Source organism: Caballeronia jiangsuensis, assembly GCF_046030135.1.
Lineage (GTDB): Bacteria > Pseudomonadota > Gammaproteobacteria > Burkholderiales > Burkholderiaceae > Caballeronia > Caballeronia jiangsuensis.
Window position 1 is genome coordinate 36,963 of record NZ_JAQQDB010000045.1, and the last position, 17,483, is coordinate 54,445.

11 protein-coding genes and 1 pseudogene are annotated in these 17,483 nt (G+C 59.6%); 4 read left to right on the top strand and 8 right to left on the bottom strand.

The window, feature by feature from the left end; genetic code table 11:
* Positions 1 to 27: 27 nt before the first annotated feature.
* From pyk to PQR08_RS32415, 3 genes and pseudogenes are all read right to left on the bottom strand, one after another.
* A pseudogene (gene pyk, locus PQR08_RS32405) lies at positions 28 to 1,438 on the bottom strand (pyruvate kinase).
* Positions 1,439 to 1,768: 330 nt separating this feature from the next.
* The gene (locus PQR08_RS32410) at positions 1,769 to 3,178 is read right to left on the bottom strand and encodes a four-carbon acid sugar kinase family protein (protein ID WP_408163659.1); all 1,410 of its coding nucleotides are present in this window, start codon (positions 3,176 to 3,178) and stop codon (positions 1,769 to 1,771) included.
* A gap of 6 nt (positions 3,179 to 3,184) precedes the next feature.
* The gene (locus tag PQR08_RS32415) at positions 3,185 to 4,462 is read right to left on the bottom strand and encodes a ribulose-bisphosphate carboxylase large subunit family protein (RefSeq protein ID WP_408163660.1); all 1,278 of its coding nucleotides are present in this window, start codon (positions 4,460 to 4,462) and stop codon (positions 3,185 to 3,187) included.
* 200 nt (positions 4,463 to 4,662) lie between these two features.
* Here PQR08_RS32415 and PQR08_RS32420 point away from each other — a divergent pair, with 200 nt between their 5' ends.
* From PQR08_RS32420 to PQR08_RS32435, 4 genes are all read left to right on the top strand, one after another.
* Positions 4,663 to 5,541 carry a LysR substrate-binding domain-containing protein gene (locus PQR08_RS32420; RefSeq protein ID WP_408163662.1) on the top strand — a complete coding sequence of 293 codons (879 nt, stop codon included), beginning with the start codon at positions 4,663 to 4,665 and terminating at the stop codon, positions 5,539 to 5,541.
* 207 nt (positions 5,542 to 5,748) lie between these two features.
* Entirely contained in the window at positions 5,749 to 6,519 is a 771-nt protein-coding gene (locus tag PQR08_RS32425; protein ID WP_408163664.1) for an SDR family NAD(P)-dependent oxidoreductase, read from the top strand.
* A gap of 673 nt (positions 6,520 to 7,192) precedes the next feature.
* Complete coding sequence (locus PQR08_RS32430) at positions 7,193 to 7,477, top strand: hypothetical protein (protein WP_408163665.1); 285 nt, start codon at positions 7,193 to 7,195, stop codon at positions 7,475 to 7,477.
* Between the two features lie 747 nt (positions 7,478 to 8,224).
* Positions 8,225 to 9,061 carry a transporter gene (locus PQR08_RS32435; RefSeq protein ID WP_408163667.1) on the top strand — a complete coding sequence of 279 codons (837 nt, stop codon included), beginning with the start codon at positions 8,225 to 8,227 and terminating at the stop codon, positions 9,059 to 9,061.
* Positions 9,062 to 10,228: 1,167 nt separating this feature from the next.
* Here the strand turns inward: PQR08_RS32435 and PQR08_RS32440 are convergent.
* The 5 genes from PQR08_RS32440 to PQR08_RS32460 form a co-directional block, all read right to left on the bottom strand.
* Positions 10,229 to 11,089, bottom strand: a complete 861-nt coding sequence (locus tag PQR08_RS32440; protein ID WP_408163669.1) for a DUF2092 domain-containing protein — start codon at positions 11,087 to 11,089, stop codon at positions 10,229 to 10,231.
* A gap of 250 nt (positions 11,090 to 11,339) precedes the next feature.
* Positions 11,340 to 12,809, bottom strand: coding sequence for a patatin-like phospholipase family protein (locus tag PQR08_RS32445; protein WP_408163671.1), 1,470 nt, complete (start codon positions 12,807 to 12,809; stop codon positions 11,340 to 11,342).
* Between the two features lie 353 nt (positions 12,810 to 13,162).
* Positions 13,163 to 15,112 (bottom strand): DUF3604 domain-containing protein, encoded by a 1,950-nt coding sequence (locus PQR08_RS32450; RefSeq protein ID WP_408163673.1) that lies wholly within the window; start codon positions 15,110 to 15,112, stop codon positions 13,163 to 13,165.
* Positions 15,113 to 15,154: 42 nt separating this feature from the next.
* Positions 15,155 to 16,102 carry a HupE/UreJ family protein gene (locus PQR08_RS32455; RefSeq protein ID WP_408163675.1) on the bottom strand — a complete coding sequence of 316 codons (948 nt, stop codon included), beginning with the start codon at positions 16,100 to 16,102 and terminating at the stop codon, positions 15,155 to 15,157.
* Positions 16,103 to 16,231: 129 nt separating this feature from the next.
* On the bottom strand, positions 16,232 to 17,062 hold the full coding sequence (locus tag PQR08_RS32460) for a hypothetical protein (protein WP_408163676.1): 831 nt from the start codon (positions 17,060 to 17,062) through the stop codon (positions 16,232 to 16,234).
* Positions 17,063 to 17,483 lie beyond the last annotated feature (421 nt).

Sequence of the window (17,483 nt, forward strand, 5' to 3'; positions counted from 1 at the left end):
CCCACGCCCTCACGTATGGACGAGGGATTAGGAAGGGTAGACGATTCGCAGAAGATTACTGATGCCGGGCGTGCCAAACGGCACACCTGCTGCGATCAGCAGCGGTTTGTGGCGGTCGACACCGATCCGATGCGCTGCCGCTGTGGCCTTCGTGACCATATCTTCAACGTTCTGCGCATCGTCGACATGTAAAGGACAGGCACCCCAGGTCAACGTAAGTTGACGCGCAACGGCTTCATCAGGAGTGAGCGACAGGATGCGGGAGGTTGGCCGTTCGCGAGCAATCCGCTCGCAGTCGCGCCCGAAGTGGTATAGGCGACGATCGCTGCAACCGGCAACATTGATGTAATGGTAAAGATCGCTGCGCTGATTGCCTCGGGTGCGTCAGCGGAAGCCGGTGGCCTGACTGCTTTGAACAGTTGACGATACGACGGCGCATTCTCTGTGCGCTCGATAATCCTATTCATCATCGAAACGGCTTGGACTGGAAAGGCACCTGAGGCGGACTCCGCGGACAGCATAACGGCATCGGCGCCGTCAAAAACGGCCGTCGCTACGTCGGACGTCTCCGCTCGCGTGGGCACGGCAGAGCTCACCATCGACTCCAGCATCTGCGTTGCCACAACGACAGGCTTTCCGGCTTCTCGGCATAAACCCACGATTCGCTTCTGGATTACCGGGACTTCCTCGGGGGGCAATTCAACACCCATATCGCCGCGCGCAATCATGATGCCGTCAGAAGCATCGATGATCTCCTCGATCGAATCAACGGCGGACGGCTTCTCGATCTTCGCAAGGATCTTAGCCCGGCCTTTGATCAGATTACGCGCGTCGCGCACATCGTCTGCCCGCTGCACAAAAGACAGTGCGATCCACTCCACGCCTTGTTCCAGGCCGAATTGGAGGTCTTGCTTGTCCTTTTCGGTCAGTGCTGGAATGGGGAGGACGACGCTCGGGACGTTGACGCCTTTTCGGTCCGAAAGAACGCCGCCGATAACAACTTCGGTCGTTATAAGGGTAAGCGACAAATCAACAATCTTGAACTTCAGGAGGCCGTCGTTGGCGAGCAAAGTATCGCCGATCGCCGCGACTGCGAAGATTTCAGGGTGAGGGAGACAGACCCTCGACTCGTCGCCAGGCGCGCTATCAAGGTCGAAGCTGAAAGTTTGTCCTGACCGCAGATCGACCTTCCCATCTTTGAACCGCGCCACACGCAGCTTTGGCCCTTGCAGATCAAGCAGCACGCCGATCGGACGACCATGCCGGGCCTCGATGCGGCGAATTGCTAGCAGTCGCTGAACCTGTCCCCATGGCTGCCGTGGCTCATGTTCAACCTGAAAACGTCGGCGCCGGACACGTACAGGCTCTCAATCAGGCTTTCGGCGGAGCTTGAAGGTCCGAGCGTCGCGAGGATTTTCGTGGAGCGGTTTCTATTCATCGATGTAGATTTTCAGGTTGCGGAACACTTCGTGCGGAAGAGACAAGGAATCGAAGCGGGCCAGAGATGACGCCGCTTGAGTAAGCGAGCAACTACCGCCTTCCGATGTGACGACATTGCAGTCGGTCTCAATCTGTACAGGGAACCTATGCGATCGAGACTGGCTGCGCGTGACTCCGTGCCAAGGTCCTCCTGTTCGCAATCGCCGAAGCGTCGGGCCGTTGTCCGACGTTCTTGATTGACCAGCGGGAACGCGCTTTAGGTGTCGGTTCCCGTTAGCATCTACTTTGCGGCGTGAAGAAAGTGCGGCTGCGCTGCGGCACGTGGCGATTATCTTGTGGTGCCATCCCGAGCGATGACAAAGAAGTTTTCGTCGCCCATTTGGCCCCCCTTGAGTGCAAGCTGAAGGTCTCGCAAATGAGACTTATCGGAAAGCACACGGCACAATGGCGCGCCTGCGGCAAGGCGGCCATCAATCTCAAGCGCGTCAGGCCCAAGGACTTGTGTGACTTGACTTGACGTATCGCCGCCTGAAAGAACCAGGCGGCGCAAATGGGTAGCCTCAAGAACAGCATTCGCGACCGCGCCGAGCCGTTGGCCTAGCAATCGACCGCCTTGATGCCGCGCGTCGTCTTGGGTCAGGCCGTCGGCGGTGAAGTACTCAAGCATTTCAGCGATGCGTGTATCGCGGGGCCCACGGGCGGTGTGCATAATGACACTGCGCCCTTCGCTGAGTAGTGCAATCGTACGACCGACGATGTCCTGAGCGGTTTGCTGCCAAGAGTCTTCTCGAACAAGCGCTTTTGCGTCGATGGCAATTTCGGCGAAGCCTGCGGCGATCGCCGTGTCAATCTGTGCGGAAGACAGCGGTGACGCACTCCCAGAGATGGCAAGAATCTGACTCGTGGGCGCGATACGGTCGTGAGATCGCTGAGTATCGGGAAGCTTCCCGAGTTCACGCCACCATTGGGTCAGCGCATATTCGACGCCGGACGAGCCGATGGTAAATATGGAACCGACGGATTTAGCGTAGCCGTCAAGGATGCGACCGACTTCGGTTAGATGACGTTCGGTGACTGAATCGAGCAAGATTCCCGCGTCGCCCGTCGAAGTTGCTTCCGACCAGCTCCGGTCTATTTCTTCGCGAGCACCTTCCAGACTTGGCAAGAAGATGCCGGAGAGAGGCAAGTCTGTCTGCAGCGCCAGATGACGCAGAAGATCCCCCTCGACCATCGGCGTGACCGGGTGGACGCTCATAATCGGATGGCGGTCGATTCGATATGTCTTGTTGTCCGTGCCGGATCGAGCAAACAAGTTGCCGAACGCGCAGTAGCGTTTTAATGCCGGAGTGCCAGCAACAATCGGAACTGGATGCTTGGTGATTCCAGCGAGGGCTATCTCCAGAGCTTTTCCGATGCTTCCTATCGCTGGGCCACTATCGAAAGTGGAACAGACCTTGTAGTGAAGGATCGGAGCATTCAGCGCGCGTAGAGCCTCGAATACTGATGGAAGGGAGACTTCCATTTCGGACGGGCTCATGCCTCGACTGTCGCCTGCGACACCGATAGCGTCAAATCCGCCGAGTTGCGATAGTCTTTCGGACGACGGCGGTTTCAAGAAAAGCGCGCACCGCAGCCCTGCAAAAGCCAAGACTTCCAGAGCGTCTGTCGAGCCGGTAAAGTCGTCGCCGTAGAAGGCCAGACGCAATGCCGCGTCTGATGGTTCGAGTTTTGTACTCATCGCGTATCACGCCGATTGGAAGTGAGACAGCGCAGCCCGCAGCGCAGGTCGTGACTCCGCGAAGGTTTTCAGATCGATTCCTTCGACAGCTGCTTCCCACCCTTCTCGCATACTGGCAACACCCGCGGCGATTCCGTGCGGATGTCCGATGATTCCGCCGCCGGCCAAATGCATCAGGTCCACGGAGCCCAGCTGAGCATATAGGTCGGGAGCTTGAGACGCCCACTGGCCCGACGAAAAAACGGGCATCAACGGCTGCACACCCGCGAACGGTGCCAGACAGGCACGGGCCGATTCGATGACGGATGAATCCGGCTCCCAGAACTTGCTGCGAATGCCGTTGACATGCAAATGATCCACTCCAGCAAGTCGCCACAACTTCTGAAACGCCTGAAAAGAGAACCCGAGTTGGGGGCAGCGCGTGAACGCACCCCAGCCATTGCGGTGGCCGTGGATAGGTAGTTGGGAATGCCTTCGAAGATGCTCGACGCCAGCAAAACCAACCCAATTAATGCAAACCATCACGCACGTACCGCCAGCCCGAAGGACCGCATCGTGTCGCTGGAGCATCTCGTCGATCGTGCCGGAGATGTTGATCGCATACATCGGCATGCGACCCATGCGGTCGGCGTGTCGATGCAAGACCGGCATGACGGCTGCGAGACGCTCATCAAAGCTCGCGTATGCGGGATCGGCGAGCAGCTCGTCATCTTTGATGAAGTCAATGTCTGCGGCGCAAAGGCTATCGACGATTTCCGCCGTCTGCTCCGGAAGCAAGCCGATGCTCGGCTTGATGATCGTTCCGATCATTGGCCTGTCGTAGACCTTCGCGAAGTCACGGGTTCCGCCAATACCGAATTGAGGGCCGGGGAATCGTGCCGCGTACGTTGCTGGTAGATCGATGTCAAGCAGCCGCAGCCCTGTGACTTCCCCTAGCTCAAACAGGTTGCCTGCGACAGTCGATAAAAGGGTGGGCAGATTCGCGCCAATGTTGTCCACCGGGAAGGCGATCTCGATCTCACCTCGGTAATAGACGCTCGGCGGACCCTTGCGTTCGACGTGAGCACTATGCAGCGACGGCTCGAGAACGGCGGGGTGCGAATCGACCTTCACCACACGAGCCCGGGCACGATTTTTTAGCGCATCAGTTTCTCCCGGGAGCGCGAGAAACGTTCCGCTCGACTGTTCACCGGCAATGACTTCGGCGGCTTTTGCAATCGGTACTGAGCTTTCGACGAAATAGCGCGCAGTGAATTCCGCTCTTTGACTGGAGATTTCGACCATGTTCGACTCTGCGTCCTGGAATATTAGATGAAACCGGGCGCATGGGACGTATCGTGGGACGCATGCGCTTAAACCGGGGATGTCCAGAATATAGGTTTGACGACTCGCGACATCAAACGATATGATTTCTCGACGCGGAGCGAAAAACTCACAATAGGCCACTTCCATCAGCACTGGGCCTCGGGCCCACAGGAGCCCACGTGCCTCGTCTTTCGTTGAATGCGTTGCGCGCCTTTGAAGCCACAGCTCGCCTGCGGAGCTTCGGTGCCGCTGCGGACGAGCTCAGCGTCACTCATGGTGCGATCAGCCGGCATATCCGTGCACTCGAAGACCAACTGGGCGTTCTACTGCTGTCACGCAATGCGCACGCGACTGAGCCGACGCCTGAAGGGGCGCAGATGGCCGAAGGCCTGAGCGTGGCGTTCAACCTTATCCAAAAGACCGTCGATCAGTTAAAGCCGGGGCCGTTGACCCTCTCGTGCTCGGCCTCGATCATGATGTACTGGCTGTTGCCGCGCCTTTCGAAACTGAAAAGTGCGATGCCATCGCTTGAGCTAAGTTTCAACACGAGTCATGGCGAAATCGACTTCACCCGAGACAAGATAACGGTGGCAATTCGGCTTTCATCCATCCCGGTGCCAAAAAGTGTCACCCCAATACCGTTGATTGAGGAATGGATCGGGGCAGTGTGCTCGCCAGAGTACATGCGCACAAACAGGATCAAAAAACCGAGCGACCTTGAGCGGGTGCGGCTACTAGCAACCAATACGCGACCGTCCGCATGGGCCGACTGGTTTAAGGCGACCTCGACCGTACTCGAAAATCCGCCCGAAATCGCTGAATCATTCGATCATTTCTATCTTCAGATCCAGGCCGCTAAATGCGGATTGGGAGTCGCTGCAGTGCCGAGAATGCTTGTCCGAGACGAGTTGGACTCAGCTGGTCTTGTCGCGCCGTTTGGTTTTGTCCCAGGCCCTGTAAGCCTCGTGCTGTGGGTTGCTCCTCATGCGGAGAGTCAGCCCAAAACTGTTGCCTTGGTGGAATGGCTGAGGAGCGAATTACAGCAAGTGGAGGGATGAAGCCTCCTCGGCCCTTATCTTGCCGCGATCCACGTACGGAATGTGAGTTTTCTTCACAATCTGCGGCCTTATTATCCTTTGACCTTGCTCTCGTGGGCTCCAATAATCTCCACACGGGATGGCGCGCAGCGCCGTCGTTCGACGCTTCCGGGCATCGCACTCGATGCCGCATAGCGGTCTTACATCAAAGGGGACAAAGTGGAGCAGATGGAGCAAAACGAAGCAAGCCGCGTCGCAGTGGTCACGGGCGGCGCAATGGGCATCGGTGCAGATTCGGCAGAACAGCTTGCAAAACGTGGTTATCACGTGGTTCTTGCCGATATCAACAAGAACGCCGCAGAGGAAGCGGCGTCAAGCTTCCAGCGCGCAGGCCTGTCAGTTTCGGCTACGGAGATGGACGTCTCGAGCGCCGAATCGATTGCCGCTGCGTTCGATGCGATCGACAAGACGCATGGGCGTTGCGACGTGTTGGTGAACGGCGCCGGCATTGCCAAGCTGGCGCCATTCATAGACTATCCCCTCGACACGTTCCTCAAAACCATGCAGATCAATGTAACTGGCGCGTTTCTATGTTCCCAACATGCCGCGCGTCTGATGGTTAAGAACCGCTGGGGCCGCATAATCAATATAGCTTCGGTGGCAGGCATGCGAGCGGTCGGTAAGGGACGCGCGGCATACGGCACGTCGAAAGGAGCTGTCATCGCTTTAACACGCCAGATGGCGGTGGAGCTCTGTGACTACGGCATCACCGCTAACGCAATCGCCCCGGGTCCAGTTGACACGCCGATGACTAAGGCGCTTCACAGCGAAGAGTTTCGTGCTGAATACTCCAATGCGATTCCGATGAAGCGCTACGGCACGACGTCGGAGATCGCCGCGGCCGTCTGCTATTTGGCATCGGAGGAAGCCGGATATACGAACGGGATCGTGCTTCCGGTGGACGGTGGATTCCTAGCTTGGGGGGCCGGCGCGGTTTGAACGGCACTTGACGGCTCGGACACCAACCAACCGCTGAAAGCAACGGATAGTGGCATCCGTTGGCTTCTGAATCCGTGCGCGGTCGATGAGCGCAGGCTTCATCGGCCACAGCGGCCTTTCAGCGCGTCCCGAGCATTAGCAGGCAGGGGCGGTGTCCTCCGAGAGCCGTTATACCCTCGGCTGCGGCCGTTCAGATCACGGAAGGCTGAACGGCATGTTAGGCTCGTTCATGCCCATTGTATGAATGGACGTGGCCGCGACGATCACCGTGTTTGGTCATCGGGCGCTAGTCGGCCACAAAGAGACATTCGAATCTATAGTCGCCTCGACGCTCGAGCGTCGCCTGCGCGCCAGCGAACAGCCCTTCGTCCCTCAAAGGTGATGGAGCCCCGCGAAACGAACGCTGCCGTCGCCGCATGACTGACGTGGCCGCTGCTGTCGTATCGAACGACCGGTTCGCACCGTCTTTCAACACCGCGAGTTGCCCCTGTCGGCAGAGCTTGCCATGTGAGGATTGCCACTTCGGAACAGTGCGAGCCGATGGTCGCTCGCAGTCGCGGCGCTCCCGTAGTCCCTGCCTTTCAATTGCCCGGGCAACCTTAGCGATACACTACCATTCGATCACGCACACGCCAAAACAACGGGCTTGTGCCGATCATTTCCGGAGACGACTATGAAGATCATGACGATATTGGCATGTGTAGTACTTTCTTCTAATGCATTCGCCGAGTGCAGAACGACCGCCACCGGGCGCACGGTCTGCGACAACGCGCAGAACGCCGGCGGCTACAACCGCAATACCGGGACCGCCTGGAAGTCCGAAAAAGATTCAGGTGGCGTGACCACTACCCAGACGAGTAAGGGCGGGGAAGCCAAGACAAAAAATGGCAAGGGCGTATATAAGAGTCCAAGCGGCAAGACGTGCGTTAAGACCGGGAATAATCAGGGATGCAATTGAAACCTTCCTCCGGGCCGAGGGGTGGGTCGACCTCCAGCAGAGAGAGTGCCGCATGCGCCACTTCGCCGATGGTACGTACCCCTGTCGTCAATCCGTGGGGGTGCGAGTCGGCCAGGTTTCCTGTGACCCTGTGACTATTAATGGAGCCCCGCCGCGCTCGGCTGGGCGCAGATCCGGCTTGGGGCGGCATCTCGCAGTCCCGTTCCGGAGAAGTCGCACGACCGAACGGCAATATGCATTTCATTCGATCGCGTTTCGATAGAGTTGATGGCGCACATCCGAGAGATTGCGCTTTGGGCGTAGCAATTCGTTGCATTACAGCAGTCCATAGCTGCTGCCGTTAGCAAGACCGGACTGCTGTTTAAGACGGCACTTGCCGGCTCGTCGCTCTCTGGCGGGTTCAACTTCGCCGCCCAGCCCGCTCCGCCGATAGGGCATACTGGCCACGCGTGTATCAGACCGTGGGCGGGCATATTCCCGCCGTTCCGCAAGCTCGAGATTTTCGCGGACATCCATCGCGCGTCCGGCTCGCGCATCGAGCCCAAAGATGCGCGCTCCGTACACCTCTCTGTTGCCCCGCGGACGCGAGGAACTCATGACAATGTCGGGAGCGTTGATTGACTCGCAGTCCGCAGTCCGTGCCGGGCACCCAGCGTATTGCGGCCCGAAAAAAAGAATTCTTGGCGCCTTCAGTCTCGGTGGCCGGGAATAGCGCTTGTTTGGTCCATACTAGCGTCCGCGCAGGAGATGGAGCCGCGCAGCTATTCGGCCGTCCCGCTTGGAACAAACTTTGTGGTGGCGGGATATGCTCGATCGACCGGCGACGTTTCACTGGACCCTTCGCTGCCCATCACCGATCTTCAAGCCCGAATCAATACGTATTCGCTGGGCTATTCTCACAGCTTTGGCGTCGCGGGACATCTCGCCAGCATTGCTGCGTTGCTGCCGTATGCCAATGCAAACCTGACGGGGAATGTCGCCGGCGTGCCTGGGCGGGCTTGGCGTTCTGGGCTAGGCGATGTACGGTTCCGGATTGCCGTCAATCTGTTAGGTGGTCCCGCGCTCACGCCACAAGAATTTTCCCAGCGTGTTCCGAGCACAATACTGGGTGCCAGCCTGAGCGCGGTGGCGCCGACCGGCCAATATCAGTCCGCCCGAATCATCAATGTGGGCTCGAACCGATGGGCGTTCAAACCTGAGCTCGGACTGTCCCAGCCAGTCGGCAACTGGTTTGTAGAAGGCGCCGCTGGGGTGTGGGTGTTCACCGACAATACCGACTTTTTTGGGGGGAAGCGACGAAGCCAGACTCCGCTGGCCGTGCTCCAATGGCATGGAGGCTACACGTGGCGGCCCGGATTGTGGATTGCCGCAGACATGACGTATCTCACGGGGGGGCGGACAAGAATCAATGGAGTCCAGAATCAGGATCTGCAAAGCAGTAGTCGCTATGGGGTCACGTTGTCTGTTCCTCTTGCTGCACAATGGTCTACCAAACTCGCATGGTCGCGCGGGTTAACGACACGCATCGGCGGAAACTTCCAGACTGTTGCGGTCGCGCTCCAATACCGTTGGTTCAATCGCTGACTGAACGTAGAAACACGTGTGGTCGCAGCTATTCCCCGCCGCGGCTGCTCTCAGTCGGCCGGCTTCTGTGTGACGCATGTTGGGAGTCCTGTGGGCTTGTCCTGGTAGCCGATTCGCCGGTGAAGTGTCGACATCTGCGACGAAGGAATAGCTGTTGACGCTATCGCTGCCGTTGAGCTGGTCTGTGGGCCGATGACTGGAGACGGTCGGATGCGGTCAACCGAGCGACGACAGCACCCGGCCAGCAGCGCACTTGGCCGATGTTTTCATGCTGGCATTCGAGCGTCGGCTCCGTCCCAGCTTACGGTCAACCGCCAGTCGTGCCACGAGGCGACCGCGATCAATATCCTTGCGGGGGCGGAACGGGCGTGTACACCACGCCGCTGCTCCCATATCCCGCCGCGTACCAGGTCGTTCCGCACTTATAGTACGTCGCCTCCTTAACGGTGACGGGGGCTACGTTGCACGGCGGCGCGACTGGTGCAGGCGCAGGCGAAGCGACGACGACGGTGGTAGTGGGCGCGGGTGGCGGTGTGGTTGCGGCAGCGGCTGCACCGACCACCATTGCCCCGGCCACAAATCCGGCCGCCGCAGAGCCGCTGTCCCAGTCCGAGTCGGAGCAGTTATTGCAATTGCCATTGTAGTTGTTCTGCACGTTGGTCACGTTCGTAGCACGCGTGTTCTGCATCTCCTTAGCGGTGGATTGACGCGCGCTCTGGTTTTGGCCGCTCGTTTGTGCCGCCGCAGTCTGTCGCGCGCTCTGGTTCTGGCTCGACGTAGCCTGGCGCTGGGCCTGGTTCCCGCTCGTGCTCTGCTGTCGGTTCGCCTGATTCTGGCTGGAGGTTGCCTGCATCGAACTCGCCGAACTCTGGCGTGCACTCTGATTCGCACTTGAAGTTGAAGTCGCTGTAGCCTGGCGCGAGGCCTGCCCTTGTTGGGCTGCTGCCCGCTGGTTGCCGCCAGATCGTGAAGCGCCTTGCGCTGCCGTTGTGCCGCCGGAGGACAACCCTCCAGCCGATGCCGCCCCGCCACGGGAAAAGCCTCCATCGCCACCACCACGGGCGCCACCACCTCTTTCGCCTCGTGCCTCCGCCTGATTCATCAAGCCCAGCGCGAATACTGCGGCGACGAGTGCCGTGACGGCACCATCCCATGATTCTGTTTTCATCATTTGGCTCCCTTTTTCGCAGACGACTGGCGAGCCGTGGGCGACGCACGGGGAAGCTGCGCTGCGAACGCGACCTTTTGCAGGCCATCGGGAATCTGAGCCGAGAACGTCGCATCGTTCAACTGGGGCGCGAGATCCCAGTCGACAAAGTCCGCCCAGAACTGAGGCTGGCCCACCGCCTTTTTGTAAGTCAGTACGATTCGCTGCAGCAGAGGCTTGTCGCCATCTGCTATCCAGACCTGAAAATCCACCGTGTCGGTACGCGCGGCTAGATGAAAGGACGCCGTGCCGTAGATACTCGTCTTTTCCACATACTCTACTGATCGTACCCGGGCTTGCAATTCTTCAGGCAGCCGGTTGAACAGCAGCGCCGCAAGCGGCAGGCGCATTCCAAGATCTTTGACGAAATACACGATGCTCTCGTCAAGCGTGCCTGGCTGCGGCGCCGTAGCATAGACTTTGCTGCCAAGATCGACCAGAACAATCTCTTTCCCGGTGAGCACAACGAGCGTTTTCGCGCCATCGCTGCGCTCGCTCTCCACGCGCATGCGATCGGGCCGGCTCAATGTAACGGTGCGGTATTCGCCGAATTCGATTTTTTGCCCGGACGGCTGCACGGCGTCGTAACCGCTGCGCACACCGACACGAAAGCTAGGCGTCCCGCCAAGGAACTCCGCCATTTTCATCAGGATCGCACGTGCCTGGACTTGCGCAGTGGTCTCGGGCTCGGCTACCGGGGCACGCGCCGCTGGTTCTTTCTGCGCGGCGTTGGAGTAGGCGGCAGGCGCGGCGGTGAGTACCAACGCCGCTATGCATAAGGCCCTGGCTGCATAGTGCGATGCTTCAATGGTTAATCGCATGAACCGACTCCTTCTCTGTGTCGTCCTGCTTCAAGATGGCCTAGCTTACAGAATAGTGGATTCCACAGGATCTGTTAGGCAGCCAGCTGTCGATTGGGCCTTCGTCCCATCACCACTCCGCTTGCAACAGGCCCGACCTGAAACGGAACAATCTTTCGGGTGGCTTCGCACCGCGCCCGGATGACGTCCGTGAGAAGGCGCCAGGAACAATTGCATTCGGGGCAGCAGCGTACAGGCTTTCCAGCGTGCGCTACTTCGTGGCGGGTACCGTTGCTGCCGCCCCGGTGCGCGTCGGGTCACCCACGATCTTGCCCCCAACGTCCTGCAGCAGCCGCTGAAACTCGGGCGACGCCTTGATGATCTTCCCCGCAGCGGCGCGCAGACGGTCGACGGCCTCGGCCGACAGGGAGAACGACGTGGGCTGCTCATTCAGGTAATCGAGTTCGGCCTGGTCGGTCAACTGGGCCAACGACACGTCGATGGCATAGATCGTCGTTTCCGGCGTGCGCAATCCCTTAGTTATGGCCATATCGTTATTGGCGGCAAAGCCAGGCGACTCGCGGATCCGGCGCATCGATTGCCACTGTGCCTGCTTGTCCCTCAACAGTTCTGTCGCCTCGTAGGAATAGTGATCGATCGGAACGCCCGCCGCCTTCACCAGTATCTGCAGCGTGCCCGGCGGGGATTCAGATTTGTCCCATACGGTCTTCGGTGTGGATACTGAGTTGACGACAAAGACGATGATCCTGCGTATATGATCGAGCGGCGTGGACTGACCGACTGATTGAAGCGCTTCCATGATCTCCAGCGAGTCCAGCACGCTGCGCATGCCGACGTTGTCCGAAACGCCGCCGTCCACGATATGGATGTATGGCCGGTTGACGCCATCCCCGAACTCCGCCTCCTCTTTTAGATGGCGGGTCGCGCGTGCGGCAGGTCGGGGAGGCTCGACGGAGTCGACAAACGGCTTGATCCAGGCGGGTGGCGCGTAGTCGCAGGTGCCGCCGTAATTGTTCAACGTGATGGGCGAGAGCACCACCGGTACTGCCGACGATGCGGCCGCCGCGCGCGAAAGGCGTATCCCATTCAGATCCGAGCAGAGCACGTCGAAAGTGGCCTGAGTAAAAGGCAGACGGGCACCGGTGGAAATGTCAGTGGCCGATGCGATGATGAACGGGCCTTTTCCGCGATCAAGATCACCAAACGTCGCCCCGTTGAACAGGATTTCGTCGTAGAGATCGGCCGCCAATTCGGAACGACCCCAGCCGCTTGACCATAGTGACGGCCAGTTGGTCGGGTTTAAAGTGCGTGAGGTGATCTGCCCCAGCACGTCGCGCTTGAGAAAGCGCTGTTCGTAGTCGTCGAAGAGCTTCTCACCGTAGAGGCCATAGGCCAGGGCGGTAAAGCTGCCGCCTGACACGCCGGTGATCACGCCGACATGATCAAGCAGGCGTGACTTGCCTTTCGGTCCGACGACTTGGGTATTCCGTAGAAACTCAAGGACGCCGTACGAGAACGCGGCAGCGCGGGTGCCGCCGCCCGAAAAGGCAAGCACAACCAGGTTTTCGTCGGCCGTCGAATACTGCGGGCGCGTGACGAATCGGTAACCGGTATTCGGATCGGCGTGGGTAATCGGCGGGTTGATCGGACGGCTGGCGCAGCCGCCGAGCAGCAGCAACAACGCAAGTACCAGCCATGGGGGCGTCGGAAATCGAAACATGTGTCCTCCGGATCGCTTCATACAGCACTCACTTCTATCGGTTCCCCAGCCCTGCTCAATCGCCGTGCGCCGCGAACACGCTCTTCAGAGTCAGCAGGAGCAAACGGTAACAGCGCCATCGCGCGCCTGTTGTCATAGAGCCTGGCCGCGGCACCCCGGAGGCTCGACTCCACGAGGCGGTCGGGATTACAGGCGGGAGACCCCGCGCCGACATTAATCAATAAAACCGATCCGACGGCTTCACAGGGGCCCTTGAATCGCGATGACGCCAGTGCAGGGACGCGATTATCAGTTCGTGTCGCATCACTGTTACGCCGAGCGCCGCTCCGCGGAAATGTAAGCGTGTCGGCTCTTCAGGACCGCGGCGTGTACCAGATCGGCGATGTGTAGGCTCGCTCCTGGATGGTCATTGGCACTTCGGGCGGCATGTTGACCTTGAAGTACTTCGCGTCATAAGCGGTCCAGCGTGGCGTCGGAATTTCGATCACCCGCGCATAGTAAAAGGCTCGCAAGCCGGAGTCGAAATCCGGATCACGCCAAACCGTGATGAGTTCTGGATCGCCGATCGAGTTGCTGTAGGTGGCGTTGGGCACGTCGACGGTGTTGCCCACGGCCGGTAGCTTGCCGTCGGCACCAGGCGTTCGCTTGTCCGACCACACCACGTCGTAGACCTTCTCCTGCAATTCGCCCAGCCGGTCCAGCCAGCCCTTGACGATCTGAATGCGGTCGAGATTGGCGCCAATCGGATCCTTCAGCGCCGCTACCATGAAAGTCGGTGCCTTGCCCTTCGGCGCGTCTCGAAGGTCGCCGCCCATCGGCACGCCCTTACGGTAGCCGATCGCAGCCGGCATGCGGGTCCTCGCGTCCGCGGCGTCGAAATCGAAGCCTCCGAAAAAGCGCACCACCATGCGAGGACCCGTGGTCGCGTAGACCTCCTTGCGCTGCATGGCGTCGAAGATCGATTCGCGGGTGTTCTCGTTGGCCCACACCGCCGCATAGCCCGAAGAACTCTGTTCCCAGCCCATGATGACAGCCTTGTCGGTCTTCATGAAAGGGTGCATCGCGCGGTCCTTGCTTGGTTCGGAACTCGAGGTCTTGCCAAAGAAGTTGTCTTCTTCCACTGCCGTCAGTCCGGTATGGGCATCGGTCGAGCCGACCATGCCGAACTTGTACGGATTCACACCAAGCTTTTGTTCGATCTTCAGCCCGGTCTTTAACGCCGATCGCGCGTATTCGTACTGCAACATCTCGGGCTTCTTGAGTTCGCTGGAATCGAGATTGCCCTTATCCCAGCGCTCGAAATTCGCAAACTCGTCGTTGGGAGACAGGAAAGGATGGGTTTCGCCATCGCCCTTGATCTGAGTCGCTTCATAAAGCCGCTCCCAGCGCGCACGCGTCTGGGCGTACTCGCGATCGATCGGCTTGCCGCCGAACGACTCAATGACGGGGAACATGCGCCCATTGCTCAGGTTGCCGTTATGAGCAATGGCTATCACACTACCGCCGGTCTTCTGCTCGTAGGCCGCCATCCATTTCCACAGATCGCGCGGGTTGTCGCTACCGAGCGGAGCAAGGACAGTGAAAGGTTCAACCATGCTGGCGCGTCGGCCGTCATCGCGAAATATCACGTTGCGGTGCAGGTTGTTGCCGCCAGTGTTGGAGGTCCATTCGTAGCCAATAAATGCGGTGAAGCGGCCAGGGTCATTCGCTTCTTCCGCCGCCTTGATCGTCTCGCGCCAAGCCGAGCGGTAGGGCGTACTGCCAGGGCTGTATAACAGCGCTGGTGGGAACTTTCCCTGCGAGAAAGCGACGATGATCTCCATTGCAGCGTCGCCGCCCTTTCCCTCCTGCACCATGACGTACCACCTGCGCCCGGTCGGATCGGCCAGCATTTCGGGCTTGCCGGCGAGCAAGTCTGGAAAGAAGCCCATGTTGTCGGAGTGATCAGTTACAACAAGGAAGTCGAGGGGGCGCGACAGCTTCGCGCGCTGCCCGCTGGAAGCGGTGACCTCTTCGCCCTTCGCAAAACGATAGGCCTCTCTAGGTCCCAGACGGGCACCGAAAGCGCCGGCGTCCATTGAGAACGATGTGTGCAAATGTGTGTCGCCGAAGAAAGGACGCGTCGGAAAACCGCGGCCCGCGTAGGGCGAGTATGGGGCACTGGGAAAGGCTTTCTCTGCGGCTTCATGATCGAGTGTTCCCACGCCAGTGGCCGGCGGGGCGGCAGCAACAGCGCTCCGCCCGAGCGGCAGTGTGGCGAAGGCTACCATTGCTGCAACTGCGCAAAGTTTCCCCGTGCTCATGGTGCTCTCCAGTTATCGTGTCGCTCGTCATGCATGCATTCATCAGAACGTTGCCACGCGCTGAATGACCCAAAACATGGCCAGCGTGCCGATGGCATAGGACGGAAGCGGCGCCAGCCAATGCGGCGCTCTCCAGCTAATCCGGCGAGCAAGCGCCATTACGACAAGCACGGCAGCAATAAAGCTCAATTGGCCCGCCTCCACACCAACGTTGAAGGTCAGGATCGCAAGTGGGATGTCAACCTGCGGTAGCCCGACCTCAGCCAGCGCCCCAGCGAAACCGAAACCATGCAGCAGACCAAAGACGAACGCCACCAGCCAGGGCCGGCGTGCAGTAAAGCCGGGGCTTGCGGCGTCGCCCATGCCCCGACGCTGGCGCTGCGCGATTTCGTTTGCCACGAATACGATCGACAGCGCGATGACGGCCTCCACTGGTGCTTGGGGCACGTGCACGATGCCGAGCGTGGCGAGCGCGAGTGTGATCGAATGGGCGACCGTGAATGCAGTTACCGTTTTCAACAGCCTCGCCCCGCTCTTGACGATGAGCATCAGTCCCAACACGAACAGCAGGTGATCGACACCCGCCAGAATGTGCTCGACGCCGAGCGCGAAATAGGTGCCCGCCACGTCCCAGGCTGAAGTGCGCTCGGCCACGACCAGAGCCGGCTGAGTCGGCTTAAGCAATTCGGTCTGCACCCGACCGTCGAGAAACTGGATGCGCAGCAGTACGTCGGTCATCGTAGTAGCCAGGCCATCGATCTCGATACGTTGACCGGCAAGGCCGCCTCGGCAATCGACTAGCCGGCGCTCGATTGCGTATTGGCCCCGCAGTTCACGGCTCGGCGCCGAAGCATCTACGCAGCGATCCGGCCAGACCGGAGCAAGCCCGAACACCTGCTGGCCAACCTGTGGGAGCTTGAGCAGTACCTCAAAGCGCGAAGGTGTCGACTCCGTGATCTCGAGATAGGCCGGACGCACTTCGTGCGCCAAAAGCGGAATCGCGTGCGCACACACGGCCGCCGCCAGTAACGATCGGATGGCCCACGACGACAGAAGGCGCCCGACTTCATGGCTTCGGTGTGTCGTTCACGACGACGCTGTAGCGAGCGCGCAACCGGGCTATGGCTTGCGCATTGAGCTCACGCTGCTGTTCTTCGGCCCAGTCGGCCCGCAAGCGGCGATCGAGGTCGGCGGCGTCTTCGCCCTGCGGCTCGCTGCAGGCTTCCAGTCGCACCAGATGCCAACCGTAGCTCGATCGAAACGGACCGGCCCAAGTCCCCAAAGGGAGCGCCGACACGGCGGTGATAGCGCTCGCGAACTCCGGACCAAAAAGATCGCGCAACTGGGTCTGGCTCCGTGCGGTCTGGCCAGGTCGAGCAGCGAGGGATCGCCGAGGGTATTCGCTCCGATGTCGCCTTCAGCATTGCGCAACTGCGCCAAGGCCTCCCTGGCGTCTAGTTCGGCGCGCTCATTACGGCTCGCTGTGCTGAAGTAGATGTGCTCGAAGGTCCAGCGCGGACCCTGCGAATAGCGATGAGCATTCTGGCTTTGATATCTCGCCAGGTCCTCTGCGGTCGGTTCGCGCAGCCCGGCTACGTCTAGCAAAAGGAACTGGGTTTTCTGCGCAAGGCGGCGCCGCACGACTGTATCGTCCCGGTCTAATCCGAGCGCGAGGCCTTCGCGGTAAAGAACCTCTTCATTGATACGATCGTTGAGCAGCGCCTGCATCTCAGCGGCGCTCGGGGACCGGCGCCATTCTGCTGCAAAACCGAGCCGCAGGTGATCGATGTCGCCACGCATGAGGATTACTTGGCGTGAATCCCCAGACGCCGCGTGCTTTGGCTGCAGAAGCGCGTAGAGGCCGAACAGCACGGCGCCCAAGATCAGGAAGTGGACAAAAGGCTCCCTCAGCGGTCGCACGGTGAGAATCCAAACGTGTGCCCTTGTCATTGCTTCTCCAACCATTTTTTACAATGGTAAGCCTTCAGCAATGCAAATCGTCTCCAGTGCTGAATGCCAAAATTAACTTGACATTGTGTTTCGGCGCCCGCCGCTCTCGACCGACATCCAGCCGGCACCGACCGTAGCCAACCGATCCACAAGGCAACCGGACTGTTTTGGAATGCGAGACGTGCCATGCATACGTTGCCTCAGAGAAGCAATTGCTTTCCCCACTCTACATGCAATACTGCGCCTTCAACATTGGACTTTCGCCCTACGTCTGCAGGGGAACCTGGCGAACCAGCAAAGATCTGTGCAATGCTGCGCAGCAGTCGCAGTAGCAACACGGAGAGGGTGTTGCGCCATGAGTCAACCGTCAGCAGGTGTGTTGCGGCGGCGCAGTTGCAGCTGTATTCGTTCGTATCGCTGT